Origin of the sequence: Streptomyces sp. NPDC006691 (genome assembly GCF_042869955.1) — a bacterium.
Lineage (GTDB): Bacteria > Actinomycetota > Actinomycetes > Streptomycetales > Streptomycetaceae > Streptomyces.
Map to the genome: position 1 here is coordinate 203,281 of NZ_JBIAGW010000007.1, position 18,291 is coordinate 221,571.

19 protein-coding genes are annotated in these 18,291 nt (G+C 72.2%); 9 read left to right on the top strand and 10 right to left on the bottom strand.

Going from position 1 to position 18,291, the window contains the following annotated elements; genetic code table 11:
• The first annotated feature begins 39 nt into the window (after positions 1 to 39).
• Entirely contained in the window at positions 40 to 792 is a 753-nt protein-coding gene (locus ACFYNP_RS18405) for a hypothetical protein (protein ID WP_388406473.1), read from the top strand.
• A 24-nt stretch (positions 793 to 816) separates the two neighbouring features.
• Here the strand turns inward: ACFYNP_RS18405 and ACFYNP_RS18410 are convergent, their stop codons facing one another.
• Positions 817 to 1,329 carry a hypothetical protein gene (locus ACFYNP_RS18410; RefSeq protein ID WP_388406476.1) on the bottom strand — a complete coding sequence of 171 codons (513 nt, stop codon included), beginning with the start codon at positions 1,327 to 1,329 and terminating at the stop codon, positions 817 to 819.
• Positions 1,330 to 1,397: 68 nt separating this feature from the next.
• On the opposite strand from ACFYNP_RS18410, the gene ACFYNP_RS18415 reads away from it, so the two are divergent.
• On the top strand, positions 1,398 to 2,300 hold the full coding sequence (locus ACFYNP_RS18415; protein ID WP_388786437.1) for a DMT family transporter: 903 nt from the start codon (positions 1,398 to 1,400) through the stop codon (positions 2,298 to 2,300).
• 4 nt (positions 2,301 to 2,304) lie between these two features.
• On the opposite strand, the gene ACFYNP_RS18420 is transcribed toward ACFYNP_RS18415, so the two are convergent.
• Positions 2,305 to 3,429: a magnesium and cobalt transport protein CorA gene (locus ACFYNP_RS18420; protein WP_388406482.1), complete on the bottom strand. Its 1,125-nt coding sequence runs from the start codon at positions 3,427 to 3,429 to the stop codon at positions 2,305 to 2,307.
• Positions 3,430 to 3,911: 482 nt separating this feature from the next.
• On the opposite strand from ACFYNP_RS18420, the gene ACFYNP_RS18425 reads away from it, so the two are divergent.
• Positions 3,912 to 4,496 (top strand): suppressor of fused domain protein, encoded by a 585-nt coding sequence (locus ACFYNP_RS18425; protein WP_388786439.1) that lies wholly within the window; start codon positions 3,912 to 3,914, stop codon positions 4,494 to 4,496.
• 352 nt (positions 4,497 to 4,848) lie between these two features.
• Here the strand turns inward: ACFYNP_RS18425 and ACFYNP_RS18430 are convergent, their stop codons facing one another.
• Positions 4,849 to 6,090 carry an MFS transporter gene (locus ACFYNP_RS18430; protein WP_388406487.1) on the bottom strand — a complete coding sequence of 414 codons (1,242 nt, stop codon included), beginning with the start codon at positions 6,088 to 6,090 and terminating at the stop codon, positions 4,849 to 4,851.
• Positions 6,091 to 6,328: 238 nt separating this feature from the next.
• Here ACFYNP_RS18430 and ACFYNP_RS18435 point away from each other — a divergent pair, with 238 nt between their 5' ends.
• The 3 genes from ACFYNP_RS18435 to ACFYNP_RS18445 all read left to right on the top strand — a co-directional run bounded on the left by ACFYNP_RS18435 (position 6,329) and on the right by ACFYNP_RS18445 (position 8,787).
• Complete coding sequence (locus tag ACFYNP_RS18435) at positions 6,329 to 6,967, top strand: DUF6758 family protein (RefSeq protein WP_100574947.1); 639 nt, start codon at positions 6,329 to 6,331, stop codon at positions 6,965 to 6,967.
• A gap of 166 nt (positions 6,968 to 7,133) precedes the next feature.
• Positions 7,134 to 8,000: a PHP domain-containing protein gene (locus ACFYNP_RS18440; RefSeq protein WP_388786441.1), complete on the top strand. Its 867-nt coding sequence runs from the start codon at positions 7,134 to 7,136 to the stop codon at positions 7,998 to 8,000.
• Between the two features lie 181 nt (positions 8,001 to 8,181).
• Entirely contained in the window at positions 8,182 to 8,787 is a 606-nt protein-coding gene (locus ACFYNP_RS18445) for a MarC family protein (RefSeq protein ID WP_388786442.1), read from the top strand.
• A 125-nt stretch (positions 8,788 to 8,912) separates the two neighbouring features.
• Here ACFYNP_RS18445 and ACFYNP_RS18450 read toward each other — a convergent pair whose 3' ends face one another.
• Positions 8,913 to 9,065: a hypothetical protein gene (locus ACFYNP_RS18450; RefSeq protein WP_167157160.1), complete on the bottom strand. Its 153-nt coding sequence runs from the start codon at positions 9,063 to 9,065 to the stop codon at positions 8,913 to 8,915.
• Between the two features lie 277 nt (positions 9,066 to 9,342).
• Between ACFYNP_RS18450 and ACFYNP_RS18455 the strand changes: the two genes are divergently transcribed.
• Positions 9,343 to 10,272, top strand: coding sequence for an NYN domain-containing protein (locus ACFYNP_RS18455; protein WP_388406496.1), 930 nt, complete (start codon positions 9,343 to 9,345; stop codon positions 10,270 to 10,272).
• Between the two features lie 420 nt (positions 10,273 to 10,692).
• On the opposite strand, the gene ACFYNP_RS18460 is transcribed toward ACFYNP_RS18455, so the two are convergent.
• Positions 10,693 to 11,544, bottom strand: a complete 852-nt coding sequence (locus tag ACFYNP_RS18460; RefSeq protein WP_388786443.1) for an alpha/beta fold hydrolase — start codon at positions 11,542 to 11,544, stop codon at positions 10,693 to 10,695.
• A 97-nt stretch (positions 11,545 to 11,641) separates the two neighbouring features.
• Positions 11,642 to 14,089, bottom strand: coding sequence for a DEAD/DEAH box helicase (locus tag ACFYNP_RS18465; protein ID WP_388786629.1), 2,448 nt, complete (start codon positions 14,087 to 14,089; stop codon positions 11,642 to 11,644).
• A 383-nt stretch (positions 14,090 to 14,472) separates the two neighbouring features.
• Here ACFYNP_RS18465 and ACFYNP_RS18470 point away from each other — a divergent pair, with 383 nt between their 5' ends.
• Positions 14,473 to 15,234, top strand: coding sequence for a ferritin-like fold-containing protein (locus tag ACFYNP_RS18470; protein WP_167157155.1), 762 nt, complete (start codon positions 14,473 to 14,475; stop codon positions 15,232 to 15,234).
• Between the two features lie 55 nt (positions 15,235 to 15,289).
• Here ACFYNP_RS18470 and ACFYNP_RS18475 read toward each other — a convergent pair whose 3' ends face one another.
• The 4 genes from ACFYNP_RS18475 to ACFYNP_RS18490 form a co-directional block, all read right to left on the bottom strand.
• Complete coding sequence (locus ACFYNP_RS18475) at positions 15,290 to 15,553, bottom strand: hypothetical protein (protein WP_100575091.1); 264 nt, start codon at positions 15,551 to 15,553, stop codon at positions 15,290 to 15,292.
• A 217-nt stretch (positions 15,554 to 15,770) separates the two neighbouring features.
• Positions 15,771 to 15,998, bottom strand: a complete 228-nt coding sequence (locus ACFYNP_RS18480; RefSeq protein ID WP_100574953.1) for a DUF3107 domain-containing protein — start codon at positions 15,996 to 15,998, stop codon at positions 15,771 to 15,773.
• A 142-nt stretch (positions 15,999 to 16,140) separates the two neighbouring features.
• On the bottom strand, positions 16,141 to 16,782 hold the full coding sequence (locus ACFYNP_RS18485) for a TetR/AcrR family transcriptional regulator (protein ID WP_388406503.1): 642 nt from the start codon (positions 16,780 to 16,782) through the stop codon (positions 16,141 to 16,143).
• Between the two features lie 145 nt (positions 16,783 to 16,927).
• Positions 16,928 to 17,149: a hypothetical protein gene (locus ACFYNP_RS18490; protein WP_388406506.1), complete on the bottom strand. Its 222-nt coding sequence runs from the start codon at positions 17,147 to 17,149 to the stop codon at positions 16,928 to 16,930.
• Positions 17,150 to 17,284: 135 nt separating this feature from the next.
• Between ACFYNP_RS18490 and ACFYNP_RS18495 the strand changes: the two genes are divergently transcribed.
• Positions 17,285 to 18,283, top strand: coding sequence for an alpha/beta fold hydrolase (locus ACFYNP_RS18495; protein WP_388786445.1), 999 nt, complete (start codon positions 17,285 to 17,287; stop codon positions 18,281 to 18,283).
• Positions 18,284 to 18,291 lie beyond the last annotated feature (8 nt).

Sequence of the window (18,291 nt, forward strand, 5' to 3'; positions counted from 1 at the left end):
CTGCCGACCCCCTACATCCATGTGAGAGGCAGTGCGCAGGTGACCTCATCCCCCTTGTCCGTACGGGTGCGGGGCCGGGCCCGCCGGGCCGTGCTGCCCGTCGCGCTGTGCGCGGGTCTCGCCGCGGCGCTCACCGCCTGCGGCTCGGATCCCGACGAGGGGACCAACGGGGTCGGCAAGCTGTCCGCCCCCGAGATCGAGAACAAGGCGCGCACGGCGGCCGACGGGGCCGACGCGGTCCGGCTCTCGGGGACGCTGGTCAGCAAGGGCGGCTCGTACCGGATCGACATGAAGCTGAAGAGCAGCGGCGGGTCGGGCACGGTCACTTCGCAGAAGAGCACGTTCGGGCTGCTGCGGGTGGGCGACGACCTGTTCCTCAAGGCGGGCGCCGGGTTCTGGTCGCACAGCGAGTCGGGCGGCGCGTCCCAGGCCGCGGGCAAGCTCGACGACAAGTACGTCAAGGTGCCTTCGGGCGACCCCGCCTACCAGCAACTGCGCGGCTTCACCGACAAGTCGGTCCTGCTCAAGGGGATGCTGGGGCTACAGGGCACGCTGTCGAAGGGCGACCGGTCGGAGGTCGGCAACGTCCGTACGGTCCGGATCGAGGCGGGCAAGGACGGCGAGGGCGGCACCCTCGACGTCTCCCTCCAGGGCACCCCCTACCCGCTGCGCTTCGAGCGCGCGGGCGGCGCCGGGGTCCTCGAACTCGCGGACTGGAACAAGGACTTCACGCTCGCGCCGCCGGCGAAGGGCGCGACAGTGGACTACGGCCACCAGCTTCCGACGACGTGATGCGGGCGGCCGCCGGGGGCGGGGTCAGCGCCGCTTGCGCTTGAGGAGCAGCCGCGGAAGCGCAGCCGGTACCGGGTGCCGGGTGGTCGCCGCGGTGGGCACGGGTGCGGCGGCCAAGGACGACTCCGGTGCCGGGTCCAAGGGGCCCGTCGGCGCCAGCCGCAACAGGCGGCACTCCGCGGCCCACCGGGCCGGCATCGCCTCGCCGTCGTGCGCGTTCAGGCGCTTGCCCTTGAGCTCGGCCACGGCCGTGTCCCACGCCTCAGAGCCCGCCGGAACCTCCGACACCGAAGCCGTCCAGGCGACGAGCCGGCCGCCCTTGTCCTTGGAGCGGACCGTCACCGTCGCCGTGCCACCGTCGGGCAGTCCTTCGAGGGGCTGCTCACCGGGACCGCCCCCGACGACGTACGCGGCCCCGTCGAGCCAGGCGTGCCACAGGGCGCGCTCGGTGCTCCCCCCGGTGCCGCGCACCCAGATGAGCCCGGACTTCTTCGTGGCCTCCTCGACCAGGGCCTGGTCGAGCAACGTCTGCGTCATGGGACCACAGTAGAGGCCCCCGGGAATAGTCAGTTCCGTAATCCGGCCATGCCCCTTACGCTGCCGCCGTGACCACTGCCACCACCCCCGCGCCGGCCGTCGCCGCCCACCCGCGCGCCGACCTCGTCCTGCTCGGTGTCGCCCTCGCCAGCGTCTCGCTGTCCGCGCCGCTCATCGCGGCCACCGCCGCGCCCGCGCTCGCCATCGCGTTCTGGCGCAACGCCCTCGCGGTCGGCGCGCTGAGCCCGGTGGCCTGGTTCACGTACCGGTCGCGGCTGCGCGCGCTGACCCGGCGCGAGGTCGGCCTCACGCTCGGCGCGGGCGGTCTGCTGGCGCTGCACTTCGGGCTATGGCTGCCGAGCCTGAGCATGACGTCCGTCGCCTCGTCCACCGCGCTGTGCACCACCACCCCGATCTGGACCACCCTCGCGCTGCGGCTGCGCGGCCACCGCCCGCCGGCCCTGGTCTGGAGCGGCACCCTGGCCGCCTGCGTCGGGGTCCTGCTGCTCACCGGCGTCGACCTCAGCCTGTCGTCGCGCGCGCTCGCGGGCGACGCGCTGGCACTCGGCGGCGGCATCGCGGCCGCGGGGTACGTGCTGCTCGGCGCCGAGGTCCGCAGAAGCGTGGACACCGTCCCGTACACCTACCTCTGCTACGGCACGGCCGCCGTCGGGCTGCTGGCGGCCTCGCTGGTCAGCGGGGCCGACCTCACCTCGTACGACGCGGAGACGTGGGTGAAGCTCGCCGTGCTCACGCTCGCGGCGCAGCTGCTCGGCCACTCCCTCCTGAACCGGGTGGTGGCGAGCCTCGGGCCGTCCGTCACGTCGACGGCGATCCTGCTGGAGACCCCCGGCGCCGCCCTCATCGCGGCGCTCTGGCTCGGCCAGCAGCCGCCGGTCCTCGCCTACCCGGCGCTCCTGGTGATCCTGGCCGGGCTGGCCCTGGTCGTCCGGGCGAACCGGGCCAACTGACCGGTCAGAGCCAGCCGTTGCGCTTGAGGGTGCGGTGGATGGCGAAGCAGGCCACGGCCACCAGGCCCATCGCGACCGGGTAGCCGTACTTCCAGTGCAGCTCCGGCATGTACTCGAAGTTCATGCCGTACACCCCGCACACCATCGTCGGCACGGCGATGATCGCCGCCCAGGACGTGATCTTGCGCATGTCCTCGTTCTGGGCGACGGACGCCTGGGCGAGGTTGGCCTGGAGGATCGAGTTGAGCAGTTCGTCGAAGCCGACGACCTGTTCCTGGACGCGGGCGAGGTGGTCGGCCACGTCCCGGAAGTACTTCTGGATGTCCGGGTCGACGAGCCGCATCGGGCGCTCGCTCAGGAGCTGCATCGGGCGCAGCAGCGGCGAGACGGCGCGCTTGAACTCCAGTACCTCGCGCTTGAGTTGATAGATCCGGCCGGCGTCCACGCCGCGCGGGCTGCCTTTGGCCGGGGCCGAGAAGACCTCGATCTCGACCTCGTCGATGTCGTCCTGCACGGCGTCCACGACGGCGAGGTAGCCGTCGACCACCTGGTCGGCGATGGCGTGCAGCACGGCGGAGGGACCCTTGGCGAGGAGCTCCGGGTCGTCCTGGAGGCGCTTGCGCAGCGCGCGCAGCGAGCCCTGGCCGCCGTGCCGGACGGTGATGACGAAGTCCGGCCCGGTGAAGCACATCACCTCGCCGGTCTCCACGACCTCGCTGGTCGCGGTGAGTTCGGCGTGCTCCACGTAGTGGATGGTCTTGAAGACGGTGAACAGGGTGTCGTCGTAACGCTCCAGCTTCGGCCGCTGGTGGGCGTGGACCGCGTCCTCCACGGCGAGTGGGTGCAGCCCGAACTCGGCCGCGATACCGGCGAATTCGGCCTCGGTCGGCTCGTGCAGACCGATCCACGCGAAGCCGCCGTCCTCGCGGACCCGGCGCATCGCCTCGCGCGGGGTGAGGCAGGTGTTCTCCTCGACGGAGCGCAGCCGCCGTCCGTCGCGGTAGACCGCGCAGTCCACGACGGCGCTGCTCGCCGACGGGTCGCGGGTGGTGTCGTAGCCGTTGTACGGGGTGCTGGTCTTGCGCAGTGCGGGGCGGACCACGGCACGCAGGTCACGGATCATCGACATGGCAGGACTCCTTCACGGAGGGGCCGTCGGGGCGTGACACTCTGGAACTGCCCGAATGGGGACGTTCTGCAAAGAAGGGGGCCAAGGGGTCGAATCGACCTCGAAAGGCATTCATCGCACACGTTCGCACAGCGGGCGGCACCACAGGGGCACGCGGGGACGGCGTTCGCTACTGAAACGGACAACGCAAGGCGAGATGCTCTTCCGTTGGCGAAACGCCATGAGACTCAGGTGTTTCCGGGCACGGAGGCCGGGTATGCACGCTCTCGGATCGACGAGAGTTCAGATCACCGGGGACAACGCAGCCGTGCGGAAGAGCGGTTGGTACTGCCAGGCCGACTTCGATCCATCGCAGCCCCACCTCCTCCAGCCGGTCCCCCGTGGGGGACTTCCTGCTGTCCCGAACAGCGGCCAAGACTATCAGCCCACTGTTGCGTCAAGCCCCCTCTTTGCCGCTTGCATACGCCTTCTATGCTCGGCCCATGGTTGATGTTCTTGCTCTGGTCGAGGCCCGGCTGCGCGCCGCACTGGGCGAGCCGGACGCGCGCGCGGCGGTCACCTTTCTCGGTACGGACCGCATCGAGGTGCTGCGGTTCACCGAGGGCGACATCGTCCGGTACGCGACCCTCGGCATGTCGGCCCAGCCGATGGCCGACCCCACCGCCGCGCTCGCCGATCCGGTGAAGGGCCCGCGGGCCGAGCTGGTCCTGTCGGTGCGGGCCGGGCTCGCCGACACCGACAAGGTGCTCCGCCCGCTCGCCGTGCTGGCCGCCTCCCCGCAGGTGGAGGGCCTCGTGGTGGCCCCGGGCGCCTCGCTCGACCTGGGCGAACCGCTGTGGCCCGGCGCCCCGTTCGCCTCCGTGCTCGTCGCCGAGCCGGGCGGCCTGGTCGAGGACCTGGAGCTCGACGGGCCGCTGGACCCGGTGCGCTTCCTGCCGCTGCTCCCGATGACCTCGAACGAGGCGGCGTGGAAGCGGGTGCGCGGCGCGGCGGAGCTGGAGGAGCGCTGGCTGACCCGGGGCACGGACCTGAGGGACCCCCTGCGCAAGTCCGTCGCACTGGACTGACCACCCACCCCGGGGCTGCGCCCCGGACCCCGTTCGCGCCTGAACGGCGCTCGTCCTCAATCTCCCCCAAGGCCTTAAGGTCCAGGGGGGACCCCCATGACGGGCTGAAGGTGCCCCAGCACCGGTCCCGCCAGGGGCGCGAGGAACTGCGCGACCAGCCACGCACGGCGGGCGGACGACAACAGGCTTGAGGGGCGCGGGCAACTGCGCGAGCAACCCCGCACGGTCCGCACCCGAAGGCGAGCGGGCTGGGGGGTGCGAGCAACCCGCACGGTCCGCACCCGGAGGCGGGGCGGCCGGGGCCGCAGGCACCCCGCGCCGTCCCGAGCCGCCCCCGCCGGAGGCCACCCGCTCAGTTCGCGAAGACCGACACCCCGTCCTCCACGGCGTGCGCCGGCCGCAGTTCCTCCGCCTCGTGCGTGAGCGAAGCCCGCCGCACCCACACGATCAGCGCGCCGAGCACCGCCGCGACGGCCGCCACCACGAACGGGATGTGGATGTTGCTCCACTCCTCGATCTTCGGCGCGAAGTAGGGAGCAGCGGCGGCGGCGAACCAGCGCACGAAGTTGTAGCCCGCGCTCGCCACCGGCCGGGGCGCGTCCGAGACGCCCAGGGCCAGTTCCGTGAAGACGGTGTTGTTGAGGCCGATGAACGCGCCGGACGCGATCGTCGCGGCCACCGCCGTGGCGTGGTTGCCGTAACCCAGCACGATCAGGTCCGCGGCGAGCAGCACCAGCGATCCGCCGAGCACCTTCAGCGAGCCGAACCGCTCCTGGAGCCGCGGCGCGACGAGGACCGAGAACACCGCGAGCAGCACACCCCACGCGAAGAAGACGCCGCCCGACTTGTACGGCGACATGTTCAGGACGAACGGGGTGAAGGCGAGGACCGTGAAGAACGCGTAGTTGTAGAAGAACGCGGAGGCCGCCGCCGAGGCGAGCCCGCCGTGGCCGAGCGCCTTGATCGGGTCGAGCAGCGAGGTCTTGCGGGCCGGCTTGGGCTGCTCCTTGAGGAGCGCGGTGATCGCGATGAAGCCGATCGCCATCAGGGCCGCGGTGCCGAAGAACGGGTAGCGCCACTTCATGTCGCCGAGGATCGCGCCGAGCAGCGGCCCGCACGCCATGCCGAGCCCGAGCGCGGACTCGTAGAGCAGGATCGCGGCCGCGCTTCCGCCGGCCGCCGCGCCCACGATGACGGCGAGTGCGGTCGAGACGAACAGCGCGTTGCCGAGCCCCCAGCCGGCCCGGAAGCCGACGAGCTCGCCGACCGAGTTCGAGGTGCCGGCGAGCGCGGCGAAGACGACCACCAGGGCGAGGCCCGCCAGGAGCGTCTTCTTGCCGCCGATCCGGCTGGACACGAAGCCGGTGACCAGCATGGCGACAGCGGTGATCAGGAAGTACGAGGTGAAGAGCAGGGAGACCTGGCTGGGCGTGGCGTCCAGGCCCTTGGCGATGGAGGGCAGGATCGGGTCGACCAGGCCGATGCCCATGAAGGCGACGACGGACGCGCCCGCGGTCGCCCAGACCGCCTTGGGCTGACGCAGCAGACCGCCTGCCCCCGCACCTTCGTCGAGAGGGTCCTTTCCTTGCCGCATGGCTGCTCCCGCTTCCCGTCGGAGGGCCCCCGCTCGATGGGTGACCCAAGATCGTTGTGCGATACACATAATAACTTAGCGAGGCTAATGGATGCAATATGAAACTACTTTTCCTCCGGTGTCGCACGGCCTCCGGGCCCCTGCCTCCGGCTCCGCGTCCGGGGCCGGCGGGCGGGCCGCACTCCGGACGGGTGATCGTCCTTGACGGGGCGACGGGCGGGGAGGACCGTGGGGCTCTATGAGGGGCGAACCCAGTTGCCCGAAGTGTGGAGGCCGGGTCAGGGCGCCCGGTCTCTTTGCCGACACCTGGCAGTGCGACGCGCACGGGCCGGTGTATCCGCTCCAGCCGGTGGTGCCGCCCAGCGTCGAGGCCCTTGAGGTCGTCGTGCGCCGGGCCCAGGTGCCCGCCTGGATGCCCTGGCCGCTGCCGGTCGGCTGGCTGTTCACCGGCGTCGCGTACGCGGGTGACGACCGCAGCGGCGGCCGCGCGACCGCCGTCGCCTGCTCGGGCCCCGGTCCGCTCGGCGGCATCGGCGAGCTGATCCTGGTCGCCGAGGAGCTCGGCGTGGGGCTCGGCGCACGGTACGCGGGCATCGACGGGCCCGACCCCGGCCCGTTCATGAGCGTGGAGAAGCCCCCGCACACCAAGGTCCTCGCGGCCGGCCGGCCCACCCCGCTGTGGCACGTCACCCGCACCCCGGACGACCGCGCGGTCTTCGCGGGGGAGGCCCGCGGCCTGTGGCTGTGGGCCATCGTGTGGCCCGAACAGTCCGGCCTCCTGATGTACGACGAGCTCGTCCTGACCGACCTGCGCGACGCGGGCGCCGAAGTCGAACTGGTCCCGTGCGGGGCGCTGACCCCGCGCATCCTGTCCTGACCCGGCGATCCGCGAGCGGACCGGGCGGAGCGGAGCGGGCGGACTGCGGGGTGTGCGGGTGTGGCCGGGTGGACTGCGGGGCTCGGCCGGGCGGACCGCGGGGCGCGGCCGGGCGGTTATCCTTGAGCGTCCCCTGATCCGTCCCTTATGCCCTGGAGTACGCGTCGTGCGCATCGATCTGCACACCCACTCCACGGCGTCGGACGGCACGGACACCCCCGCCGAGCTGGTCGCCAACGCGGCCGCCGCCGGGCTCGACGTCGTCGCACTGACCGATCACGACACCACCCGTGGATACGCGCAGGCCATCGCCGCGCTCCCGGCCGGGCTCACCCTCGTCACCGGCGCCGAACTCTCCTGCCGCATCGACGGCATCGGCCTGCACCTGCTGGCCTACCTCTTCGACCCCGAGGAGCCCGAGCTCTCCCGCGAGCGCGAGCTCGTGCGCGACGACCGGGTGCCGCGCGCCCAGGGCATGGTGGCCAAGCTCCGCGAACTCGGCGTGCCCATCACCTGGGAGCAGGTCGCGCGCATCGCGGGCGACGGCTCGGTGGGCCGCCCCCACGTCGCCGAGGCGCTCGTCGAACTCGGCGTCGTCGACTCGGTGTCCGACGCCTTCGTGCCGGACTGGCTCGGCGACGGCGGCCGCGCCTACGTCGGCAAGCACGAGCTCGACCCGTTCGACGCGATCCGGCTGGTCAAGGCCGCCGGCGGCGTCACCGTCTTCGCGCACCCGCTCGCCGTCAAGCGCGGCCGGGTCGTGCCCGAGTCCGCGATAGCGGAGCTGGCCGCCGCCGGGCTGGACGGCATCGAGGTCGACCACACCGACCACGACGCCCCCACCCGGGACCGGCTGCGCGGCCTGGCCCGCGAACTCGGCCTGCTCGCCACCGGCTCCAGCGACTACCACGGCAGCCGCAAGCCCGTACGGCTCGGGGAGTACACCACCGACCCCGAGATCTACGGCGAGATCACCCGCCGCGCCACGGGGGCCTTCCCCGTGCCGGGCGCGGGCGGAAGCGCCCGCCCGTAGGGAGAGCACGCCTCTCCCGATCCGGGGGCACCGCTCCCGACCCGGGGCGCCGCCCCCGTACCCCCACTCCTCGAACCCCCTTCCCGGCCGGCTTCCGCGCGGCCCCGGGGGACGGGCCCGGCCGGCCCGCGCACCCGCGCCCGGCCCTCCTCATGTACGCCCCTCACTTGCAAGGCTCACCGTGTTCGACGCTGCCGTCTTCGGCTCCCTCTTCCTCACCCTGTTCGTCATCATGGATCCCCCCGGGATCACGCCGATCTTCCTCGCGCTGACCGCCGGCCGGGCCGCCAAGGTCCAGCGCCGGATGGCCTGGCAGGCCGCCGCCGTCGCGCTCGGAGTGATCACGCTCTTCGGGCTCGTCGGGCACCAGATCCTGACGTATCTGCACATCGACGTCCCCGCGCTGATGATCGCGGGCGGTCTGCTGCTGCTCCTGATCGCGCTCGACCTGCTCACCGGCAAGACCGACGAGCCCCAGCAGACCAAGGACGTCAACGTCGCCCTGGTGCCGCTCGGCATGCCGCTGCTCGCCGGGCCCGGCGCGATCGTGCAGGTCATCCTGGCCGTCCAGAACCACGACTCGGTGTCCGGGCAGATCTCGGTCTGGGCGGCGATCATCGCCATCCACCTCGTGCTCTACGTGACCATGCGGTACTCGCTGCTGATCATCCGGGTCATCAAGGACGGCGGTGTCGTCCTGGTCACGCGGCTCGCGGGCATGATGCTCTCGGCCCTCGCGGTGCAGCAGATCATCAACGGCGTCACTCAGGTCATCCACGCCAACTGACGCCCCGGCAGGCCCGTGGGGCCCCACCGCATGCCAAAGCGCCCCCGTACTCGTCTGTACGGGGGCGCCTCTACATACGGCACCCGCGGCCGTTCACGGCTCGCGGGGGCACTGCCTCTTACGCGTTACGAGGCTGCGGATTCGGTCGGGCGGATGTAGATGCGCTGACCCATTGCGGCGGCCTGCTGCACGATCCGGTTGACGGAGGCGGCGTCCACGACGGTGCTGTCAACGGCGGTACCGTCGACGTCGTCCAGGCGCATGATTTCGAAGCGCATGGCTTCTCCCTTCGTCTGATCCTCCTGCTAGGAGAACTACTGGTGCGGGGGGCTGCTGTCACAGCCTGCTCCCGCGAGGCGTCGGGGCGGTTGCCCGCCCGTTAAGAGTGGATTGCGTGGCCACTGTGCAACGCGTTCCGTAGGGATCAACGGGTTGCCTCCAGCAAACATTCCCTACGCTAAGGAAATTTTTCGGATCGCTAAGGATTGACGGGAGAAAACAACCACACGTGCCCGGTTGTGCCCGCTGCGTTACGAAGTCGACAATGGAAAGCGTATGGACGAAACCCAGGAACCTCAGCCGGCCCAGGTGCCCCATGACCTCGTCGCCCAGCTCGACCGCAAGCTGGACGCCACCAACGAGCTGCTCCAGCGCATGCTCGCGGAGGTCGCGAAGACGCCCTCCACACACGCGATCTTCGTCGACGCGGGGTACGTCTACGCGGCCGGCGGCCTCCTCGTCACCGGCACCGAGGACCGGCGCTCCTTCGACCTCGACGCCGAGGGGCTGATCGAGGCCTTCATCGACAAGGCGCGCACGATCTTCGCGGACAGCCGGCTGCTCCGCGTGTACTGGTACGACGGCGCGCGCCGGCGCATCCACACCCCCGAGCAGCAGTCGATCGCCGAGCTGCCGGACGTCAAGGTCAGGCTCGGCAACCTCAACGCGAACAATCAGCAAAAGGGCGTCGACTCGCTGATCCGCTCCGACCTGGAGTCGCTGGCCCGCCACCGCGCGATCAGCGACGCGGCCCTGATCGGCGGCGACGAGGACCTCGTCTCGGCGGTCGAGGCCGCGCAGGGGTACGGGGCGCGGGTCCATCTCTGGGGCATCGAGGCGGCGGAGGGCCGCAACCAGGCGGAGCCGCTGCTGTGGGAGGTCGACAGCCAGCGCACGTTCGACCTCGACTTCTGCAAGCCGTACGTGACGCGGCGGCCGGTCACGCTGTACGAGCAGGACGGGCCGGCACCGAGCCGCGAGGACGTCCGGTTCGTGGGGGCGCGGATCGCCGCGACGTGGCTCTCGGAGCGGGGGCGGGCCGCCCTCGCCGACCTCCTGCCCGGCCACCCCTACCTGCCCGGCCCGGTGGACCAGGACCTCCTCATCGAGGCGGAACGCCTCCTCCAGTACTCGCTGCGGGGCCACGCGGACCTGCGCCGCTCCCTCCGGGACGGGTTCTGGCACCACCTCCAGTCCCAGTACTGACCCCCTGCCCGCCCCGGGCCGTGCGGCCCCGCCGCCTCCGGATGCGGGGCCTGCCGTCCGCGCCCCTGGGGATGGCGGCTTGTCGTTCGTCCGCGCGACGCCGGTGGCTGGTCGCGCGGTTCCCCGCGCCCCTGGCAGGGCTGGTGTTGCTCGGTACCGGATTGCGTAGCCGCCTGAGGGGCGCGGGGAAGTGTGCGACGAGCCCCGCACGGTCCACGGGGAACCGCGCGATCAGCCCGCACGCTCCGCGGATGAAGGCGGGCCATCCGGGCGCGTCCGGAACGCGTTCAGCGGCCGCCACCCGTAGGCCGCCCGACGCCGAGGTCGCCGGCGCGGCGCTCAATGCCCGCCACCGCAAGGCACCCGACGCTCGGGTCGCCAGGGCCGTGCTCAACCCCCGCCACCCGCAGGGTGCGACGCTCAGGTCGCCCAGAACTCCGCGAGGGCGGTGGCCAGTTCGCCCGGGTGGGAGACGTTGGGGGAGTGGTCGGCCCCGGCGATCACGGTGTGCCGAGCCCCCACGCTGCGCGCCATGTGCGCCAACTCCCCGACCGTCCACACCATTTCCCGCTCGCCGTATGCCACGTGCAGCGGCAGCGGCAACCCCGCCAGCCCCTCCGTGCGGTCCGGCTCGGTCCTCAACTGACGCCCGGTGGCGATGAGTTGGGCCCGCTGCGTGCCGAACCAGCGGCGTTCGAGGAAGGACACGATCTCGGGCGGGTCGGCGACGTACGCCGGATCGCGGCCGTCCAGCCACTGCGTCACCGCCCACACCCACGACGGAGGCAGCACCGGCAGTGCCGCCCGGAGCATCCGGAGCTTCGTGCGCTGATCGGGGCCGACCCGCCCAGGGCCGGACGACAGCAGCGTCAGTGAGCGGAAGGCCGACGGGTCGAGGCGGGCCGCCGAGCGGGCCACGAAGCCGCCGAAGGAGTGCCCCACGAGGTGCACGGGCCCGTCACCGAGGGCCTCGGCCTGCGCGAGCACGTCCGTGCCGAGGGTGCGCGGGCTGTACCCGGAGCTGCGCCGCGGCCCCGGGCTCTCGAACTGCCCGCGCCCGTCGACGGCCACCGCCCGGTACCCGGCGTCCGCCAGCGGGTCGAGGAGCGCGAGGAAGTCCTCCTTGCTCCCGGTGTACCCCGGCACCAGGAGCACGGTGCCCCGCACCGGCCCCTCCGGCCGCGAGTCGAGCACCGCGAACTCCTGGCGCGGGGTGTCGAGCCGGTACGCACGCGTACGGGCGGGCAGGTCGAGGGAGCGGGGCTTACTCATGAGTAGAGCGTATCCGGCGGCCCCGCGGGAGCCCGGCGCGGGAACGCGAACGGCCCGGTACCCCCGCAGGGGACCGGGCCGTTTCAGGCGGTGCGGATCACGCCTCGGGCGCGACCGCGGCCTTCTTCGCACGGGTGCGACGCGGCTTGGCCGGAGCCTCGGCCGCGGGGGCCTCGGCCGTCTCGACGACGGCTTCGGCGGCCTTCTTGCGCGTGCGCCGGGGCTTCGCCGGGGCCTCGACCTCGACGGCCTCGACGGCCGGCGCGGCCTCGGCGACCTTCTTGGCCCGGGTCCGACGCGGCTTCGCCGGAGCCTCGGCCACCTCGGGGGCGGCCTCCACGGCCTCCACGGCCTTCTTGGCGCGGGTGCGGCGCGGCTTGGCCGGAGCCTCGGCGGCCGGAGCCTCGGGGGCCTCGATCGCGGGCGCCTCGGCCGTCTCGACGACGGCTTCGGCGGCCTTCTTGCGGGTCCGACGCGGCTTCGCCGGGGCCTCGGCCTCGACAGCCGTCTCCACGACCGCCTCGGGCGCGCTCGCGACGGCCTTCTTCGCACGGGTACGACGGGGCTTGACGGGAGCCTCGGCCTCCACGACCGGGGCGGCCTCGACCGGCGCCGCCTCGACGACGGGCTCGGCGGCCTTCTTCGTCCGCGTACGCCTCGGCTTGACCGGGGCTTCCGTCGCGGCGACCGCGGCGGCCGGAGCCTCCGCGACCTCGGACATCGCGGCGTTGGTGCGGGCCTTCGCGGCCCGGGCCAGCTCCAGCGCGGCCGACTCGGGGGTCACGAAGCCGACCTCGGGCTCGGCGGCCTTGCGCACCCGGCGGCGACGCGCGGCCTTGGCCTCGACCGGCTCGACGACGGGCGGGGCCGCGACCGGCGCGGAACGCCTGCGCGGCTCGGCCTTGCGGACGGCCTGCGCCTTGACGGTCGGCTCGGCCTTGCGGACGGGCTCGGTCCTGACGGGTGCCTCGGCAACGGCGACGGCCATCGGCGCGGCCTCGATCACCGGGGCCGCGGCCTGCGGCGCGGTCGGCGGCGCACCCGGGCGGGTCCGGCGGCGACGGCGCGGCGTGCGCTGCTCGGTCACGGACTCGGTTTCGGTGGCCTCGGCCACCGGGGTCGCGATGGGAGGCGCGGTGACCTCGTTGCCGTCCAGCTGCGTGCCGCCGCGGGTGCGGCGACGCTGACGCGGCGTACGCGTACGCGGCGGACGCTCCTCGGTGACGACGGGAGCCGCGGCGGCGGACTTGCGCCCGCGACCACCGGTCTCGCCCAGGTCCTCGACCGCTTCGGCCGCGAGGCCGGCGCGGGTGCGCTCGCCACGGGGCAGCACACCCTTCGTGCCGGCCGGGATCTTCAGCTCCTCGAAGAGGTGCGGGGAGGTGGAGTACGTCTCGACCGGGTCCGGGAACTTCAGGTCGAGCGCCTTGTTGATCAGCTGCCAGCGCGGGATGTCGTCCCAGTCGACCAGCGTGATCGCGATGCCCTTCTTGCCCGCGCGGCCGGTGCGGCCGATGCGGTGGAGGTAGGTCTTCTCCTCCTCCGGCGACTGGTAGTTGATGACGTGCGTGACGCCCTCTACGTCGATGCCGCGGGCGGCGACGTCGGTGCAGACCAGCACGTCCACCTTGCCGTTACGGAAGGCGCGCAGCGCCTGCTCGCGGGCGCCCTGGCCGAGGTCGCCGTGGACCGCGCCGGAGGCGAAGCCGCGCTTGGCGAGCTGCTCGGCGATGTCCGCGGCGGTCCGCTTCGTACGGCAGAAGATCATCGCGAGTCCGCGGCCCTCGGCCTGAAGGATGCGCGCGACCATCTCCGGCTTGTCCATGGAGTGGGCGCGGTAGACGTACTGCGCGGTGTTGGCGACCGTCGTGCCCTCGTCGTCCGGCGACGTGGCGCGGATGTGCGTGGGCTGCGACATGTAGCGGCGGGCGAGGCCGATGACGGCGCCCGGCATGGTCGCCGAGAACAGCATCGTCTGGCGCTTCGCCGGAAGCAGCTGGATGATCTTCTCGACGTCGGGCAGGAAGCCCAGGTCGAGCATCTCGTCGGCCTCGTCGAGCACCAGCGTCTTGACGTGCGACAGGTCGAGCTTCTTCTGTCCGGCGAGGTCGAGCAGGCGGCCCGGGGTGCCGACGATCACGTCGACGCCCTTCTTGAGCGCCTCGACCTGGGGCTCGTACGCCCGGCCGCCGTAGATGGCGAGCACGCGCACGTTGCGGACCTTGCCCGCGGTGAGGAGGTCGTTGGTCACCTGCTGGCACAGCTCGCGCGTCGGGACGACGACGAGGGCCTGCGGAGTGTTGGTCAGCCGGTCCGCCGTGGCCCGGCCGGCCTCGACGTCGGCGGGGACGGTCACGCGCTCCAGGATCGGCAGACCGAAGCCGAGCGTCTTGCCGGTGCCGGTCTTGGCCTGGCCGATGATGTCCGTGCCGGAGAGGGCGACGGGGAGCGTCAGCTCCTGGATGGGGAACGGGGACACGATGCCGACGGCTTCAAGGGCTTCGGCGGTCTCGGGGAGGATCCCGAGCTCTCGGAACGTAGTCAGGGTGCTGCCTCTTCTGTGAGACGCGGTACGGAGGCGAACGCGGCGGGTCTTACCGTGCCCATTTCATCCGGCGGGGGATCAGATTCGATCGGGTTGCCGGGTGGCGCGGGACCACTGCCGTCGCTCAAGCGCTCGTGCCGCTGAGGGATCCCTCTTCGGTGGCACGTACTGATACGTACCCTGCGGAGGGCTGTCGGGTCGGAGCCGACCGGAGCAACCGACCGGGCATCCTCATTCGTGCGGCCCGTCGAAATACTCGCCGGGCGCATTACCACTGTACCCCGGATTCGCGCATGTGTGTTGGGAGAATTCGCGGGACCGGTGGTACGGGTGTGAGCAAGCAGGCCCTTACAGCCTGCCCCGGGCGGGCTATTGTGCGGCTTATGGAGACGTCTGACAACGCCACTGCAGCCGAAGAAATCACCCCGGAGCCCGAGCGCACCGGGATCGCCGCCCAGGACTGGGAGACGGCCTCCGCGCTTCCCCAGTACCGTGCCGCGGTCGTGGACCTCCTCGGCGCCCTCGCCTACGGCGAGCTGGCGGCCTTCGAGCGGCTCGCCGACGACGCGAAGCTCGCGCCGACCCTGGCGGACAAGGCGGAGCTGGCGAAGATGGCCTCCGCGGAGTTCCTCCACTTCGAACGGCTGCGGGACCGGCTCGCCCACATCGACTCCGAGCCGACGGCCGCGATGGAGCCGTTCGCCAAGGCGCTGGACGACTTCCACCAGCAGACCGCCCCGTCTGACTGGCTGGAGGGCCTGGTCAAGGCGTACGTCGGCGACTCGATCGCCAGCGACTTCTACCGCGAGGTCGCCAACCACCTCGACTCCGACACCCGCTCCCTGGTCCTGTCGGTCCTCGACGACACCGGACACGGCAACTTCGCCGTGGAGAAGGTGCGGGCCGCGATCGAGGCGGACCCGCGCGTCGGCGGCCGGCTCGCGCTGTGGGCCCGCCGGCTGATGGGCGAGGCCCTCTCGCAGGCCCAGCGCGTGGTCGCCGAGCGCGACGCGCTCTCCACGATGCTGGTCGGCGGTGTGGACGGGGTGGCCGCGGGCTTCGACCTCGCGGCGGTCGGCGAGATGTTCACCCGGATCACCAAGGCCCACACCAAGCGGATGGCCGCGCTGGGCCTGGCCGCCTAGCGGACGACGGCCGCGCACGGCTGACGCCCGCTCAGGAAGCCGGCGGGAGCGCCGCCTACGCCGCCCACCGGCGCAGGCGGCGCGTCGGCCGCAGCAGCAGCGAGAGCGTGACGGACGCGACGAACGTGGCGCCGAGCAGGGTGATCACCCCGTGGCCGGGGCCGATCGCGGAGTGGGTCAGGAAGGCGCCGAAGAGCCCGGCGAGCGGGCCGACGCCGAGCACCGTGCGGCGGTCGGGCAGCCGGTGGGACAGCCGGGCCACGGCAGCCCACGCGAGGGCGAATCCCAGCAGTACGGAGCCAAGGGCTTCCAGCAGCATGTACGTCGCCTCCCAGGGGTGCGGCCAGGGCGGAATCGGTCACAAGCCGTCCTACCCGAGGCTCGCGGAACGCAACCCTCCCCTCACCGGGAGGAAGCAAGGCGGGCGGCCGCCCGGGACCCGCGGAACGGGCATGTGGACCGAGCACATACGGCCGGGCATGCGGAAGGGGGCCACCGGTGCGAACCGGTGGCCCCCTTCCGTTGCGTGCCGTGTACTACAGGGCGCCGAAGCCCACGCGGCGGACCGAGGGTTCGCCGATTTCCACGTATGCGATCTTGTCGGCCGGCACCAGGACCTTGCGGCCCTTGTCGTCCGTGAGGCTGAGCAGCTGCGCCTTGCCGGCGAGGGCGTCGGATACCGCGCTCTCGACCTGTTCGGCGGACTGCCCGCTCTCCAGAACGATCTCCCGGGGCGCGTGCTGCACGCCGATCTTGACCTCCACGGCTAAGTCCCTCCGACCTCGTGCGGTGCGCGGTCAGCCGCGCCGTACGCTGCACACATTAGCCCGGGGAGACGACCGGAAATGGCCGGTCGTCGAACGCCAGGAGCGAACAGGATCCGGGAATGATCCGGTCGAAGGCCGCTCAGTGCCCCTCGGTGCCGTGCAGCGGGAAGCCGGCGATGCCCCGCCAGGCCAGCGAGGTGAGCAGCGCCACCGCCTTGTCGCGGGGGATGGTCGACTCGCTGGAGAGCCAGTAGCGGGCCACCACCTGGGAGACTCCGCCCAGACCCACGGCGAGCAGCATCGACTCGTCCTTGGACAGGCCGGTGTCCTCGGCGATGACGTCCGAGATCGCCTCGGCGCACTGGAGGCTGACCCGGTCCACGCGCTCGCGCACGGCCGGCTCGTTGGTCAGGTCGGACTCGAAGACGAGCCGGAAGGCGCCGCCCTCGTCCTCGACGTACGCGAAGTAGGCGTCCATCGTCGCCGCGACCCGGAGCTTGTTGTCCGTCGTCGAAGCGAGCGCGGTGCGTACCGCGTGCAGCAGCGACTCGCAGTGCTGGTCCAGGAGGGCCAGGTAGAGGTCGAGCTTGCCGGGGAAGTGCTGGTAGAGCACCGGCTTCGAGACGCCCGCGCGTTCCGCGATGTCGTCCATGGCGGCCGCGTGGTAACCCTGCGCGACGAATACCTCCTGGGCCGCGCCCAGGAGCTGATTGCGGCGGGCCCGGCGCGGCAGGCGCGTGCCTCGCGGGCGCGCCGCCTCGGTCTGCTCGATGGCTGTCACGCCGCCTCCCAAAGTTGATCTGGTGCGCGATGTACGCGCGCCGCCATCGTACTTTTGGGTAACCCGGCTGTGCGCGGTGCGAACGCAGAATTTCACGGACCGGACGTGCTGGACAGCCGGAGATACCCGAGGTAAACCGAACAAATCATCGGTAGTCGTCCTCGTCCAGGGCGACCACGCGCGCCTGTTCGGCGATGTCCGCCTCGTTGGCCGCACCGGGATCGACGCCGCTCAGCGGGTCGTCGCGGTCCTGCCGTACGTCCGTGTGCTGCTCGGCCGCGTCCGCCTCGGGGGTCTCCCCGGACAGCTCGGCCGTGCCGCCCTCTTCTTCCTGGAAGGTTTCCGGATCGCTGGGATCGACGGACATGACTGCTCCCTTTTCGTCCACTACGAGTGATTCGGGGGCTTCCCTAAGAGCCTAGGAGTTCCCGGCGTCAGCCGCTATACGGCCTGTGACGGCGAACACATGAACCACGGTGTGATCGTCTCGTAACATTGCCGCATGTCTTCGACCGAGCTGCCGGAAACCCTCGCCGCCGCCTCGCTGGCACCACGCGTGGGCGCGGTCGGGGTCGCGGAGGGCGAGGAACTGCGTTCCGTGAGCCTGCCCGGCCTCAGCCTGACCGTCCGGTCCCGGCCCGGCGACGCCCGCCCCGGTCTCGAACCCGCGCTGTACGTCCACGGGCTCGGCGGCTCCTCGCAGAACTGGTCGGCCCTGATGCCGCTGCTCGCCGACCGTCTGGAGGGCGAGGCGCTGGACCTGCCCGGCTTCGGGGACTCCCCGCCGCCGGACGACGGCAACTACTCGGTCACCGGCCACGCCCGCGCCGTGATCCGCCTCCTCGACTCCTCGGACCGCGGCCCGGTCCACCTCATCGGCAACTCGCTGGGCGGCGCGGTCGCCACCCGGGTCGCGGCCGTCCGCCCCGACCTGGTGCGCACGCTCACGCTGGTCTCGCCGGCGCTGCCCGAGCTCCGCGTCCAGCGCAGCGCCTGGCCCACCGCGCTCGTCGCGCTGCCGGGCGTGGCCACCCTGTTCGCGCGGCTGACCAAGGACTGGAACGCCGTGGACCGCACCCGGGGAGTGATGGCCCTCTGTTACGGGGATCCCGGCCGGGTCAGCCCCGAGGGCTTCGAGGCCGCCGTGCACGAGATGGAGCGGCGCCTTCAACTCCCTTACTTCTGGGACGCGATGGCCCGCTCGGCCCGTGGCATCGTGGACGCGTACACGCTGGGCGGCCAGCACGGGCTGTGGCGGCAGGCGGAGCGGGTGCTCGCGCCGACGCTGCTCGTGTACGGGGCGCGCGACCAGCTCGTCTCCTTCCGGATGGCCCGCCGGGCGGCGGCCGCCTTCCGGGATTCGCGGCTGCTTACCCTGCCCGATGCCGGGCACGTGGCGATGATGGAGTACCCCGAGACGGTCGCACAGGCCGTACGGGAACTGATCGACGAGAGCGCCGGCTGCGGCCACCGCGGCGCCGACCGAGGAAACAGGAGCTGATCCGGGGC

Bases quoted from the DNA above. Each gene is read 5' to 3' on its own strand.
- ACFYNP_RS18410 (WP_388406476.1), bottom strand. From the start codon at position 1,329: ATGACGCAGACGTTGCTCGACCAGGCCCTGGTCGAGGAGGCCACGAAG.
- ACFYNP_RS18420 (WP_388406482.1), bottom strand. From the start codon at position 3,429: ATGTCGATGATCCGTGACCTGCGTGCCGTGGTCCGCCCCGCACTGCGC.
- ACFYNP_RS18425 (WP_388786439.1), top strand. From the start codon at position 3,912: ATGGTTGATGTTCTTGCTCTGGTCGAGGCCCGGCTGCGCGCCGCACTG.
- ACFYNP_RS18430 (WP_388406487.1), bottom strand. From the start codon at position 6,090: ATGCGGCAAGGAAAGGACCCTCTCGACGAAGGTGCGGGGGCAGGCGGT.
- ACFYNP_RS18435 (WP_100574947.1), top strand. From the start codon at position 6,329: ATGAGGGGCGAACCCAGTTGCCCGAAGTGTGGAGGCCGGGTCAGGGCG.
- ACFYNP_RS18450 (WP_167157160.1), bottom strand. From the start codon at position 9,065: ATGCGCTTCGAAATCATGCGCCTGGACGACGTCGACGGTACCGCCGTT.
- ACFYNP_RS18455 (WP_388406496.1), top strand. From the start codon at position 9,343: ATGGACGAAACCCAGGAACCTCAGCCGGCCCAGGTGCCCCATGACCTC.
- ACFYNP_RS18460 (WP_388786443.1), bottom strand. From the start codon at position 11,544: ATGAGTAAGCCCCGCTCCCTCGACCTGCCCGCCCGTACGCGTGCGTAC.
- ACFYNP_RS18470 (WP_167157155.1), top strand. From the start codon at position 14,473: ATGGAGACGTCTGACAACGCCACTGCAGCCGAAGAAATCACCCCGGAG.
- ACFYNP_RS18475 (WP_100575091.1), bottom strand. From the start codon at position 15,553: ATGCTGCTGGAAGCCCTTGGCTCCGTACTGCTGGGATTCGCCCTCGCG.
- ACFYNP_RS18490 (WP_388406506.1), bottom strand. From the start codon at position 17,149: ATGTCCGTCGATCCCAGCGATCCGGAAACCTTCCAGGAAGAAGAGGGC.
- ACFYNP_RS18495 (WP_388786445.1), top strand. From the start codon at position 17,285: ATGTCTTCGACCGAGCTGCCGGAAACCCTCGCCGCCGCCTCGCTGGCA.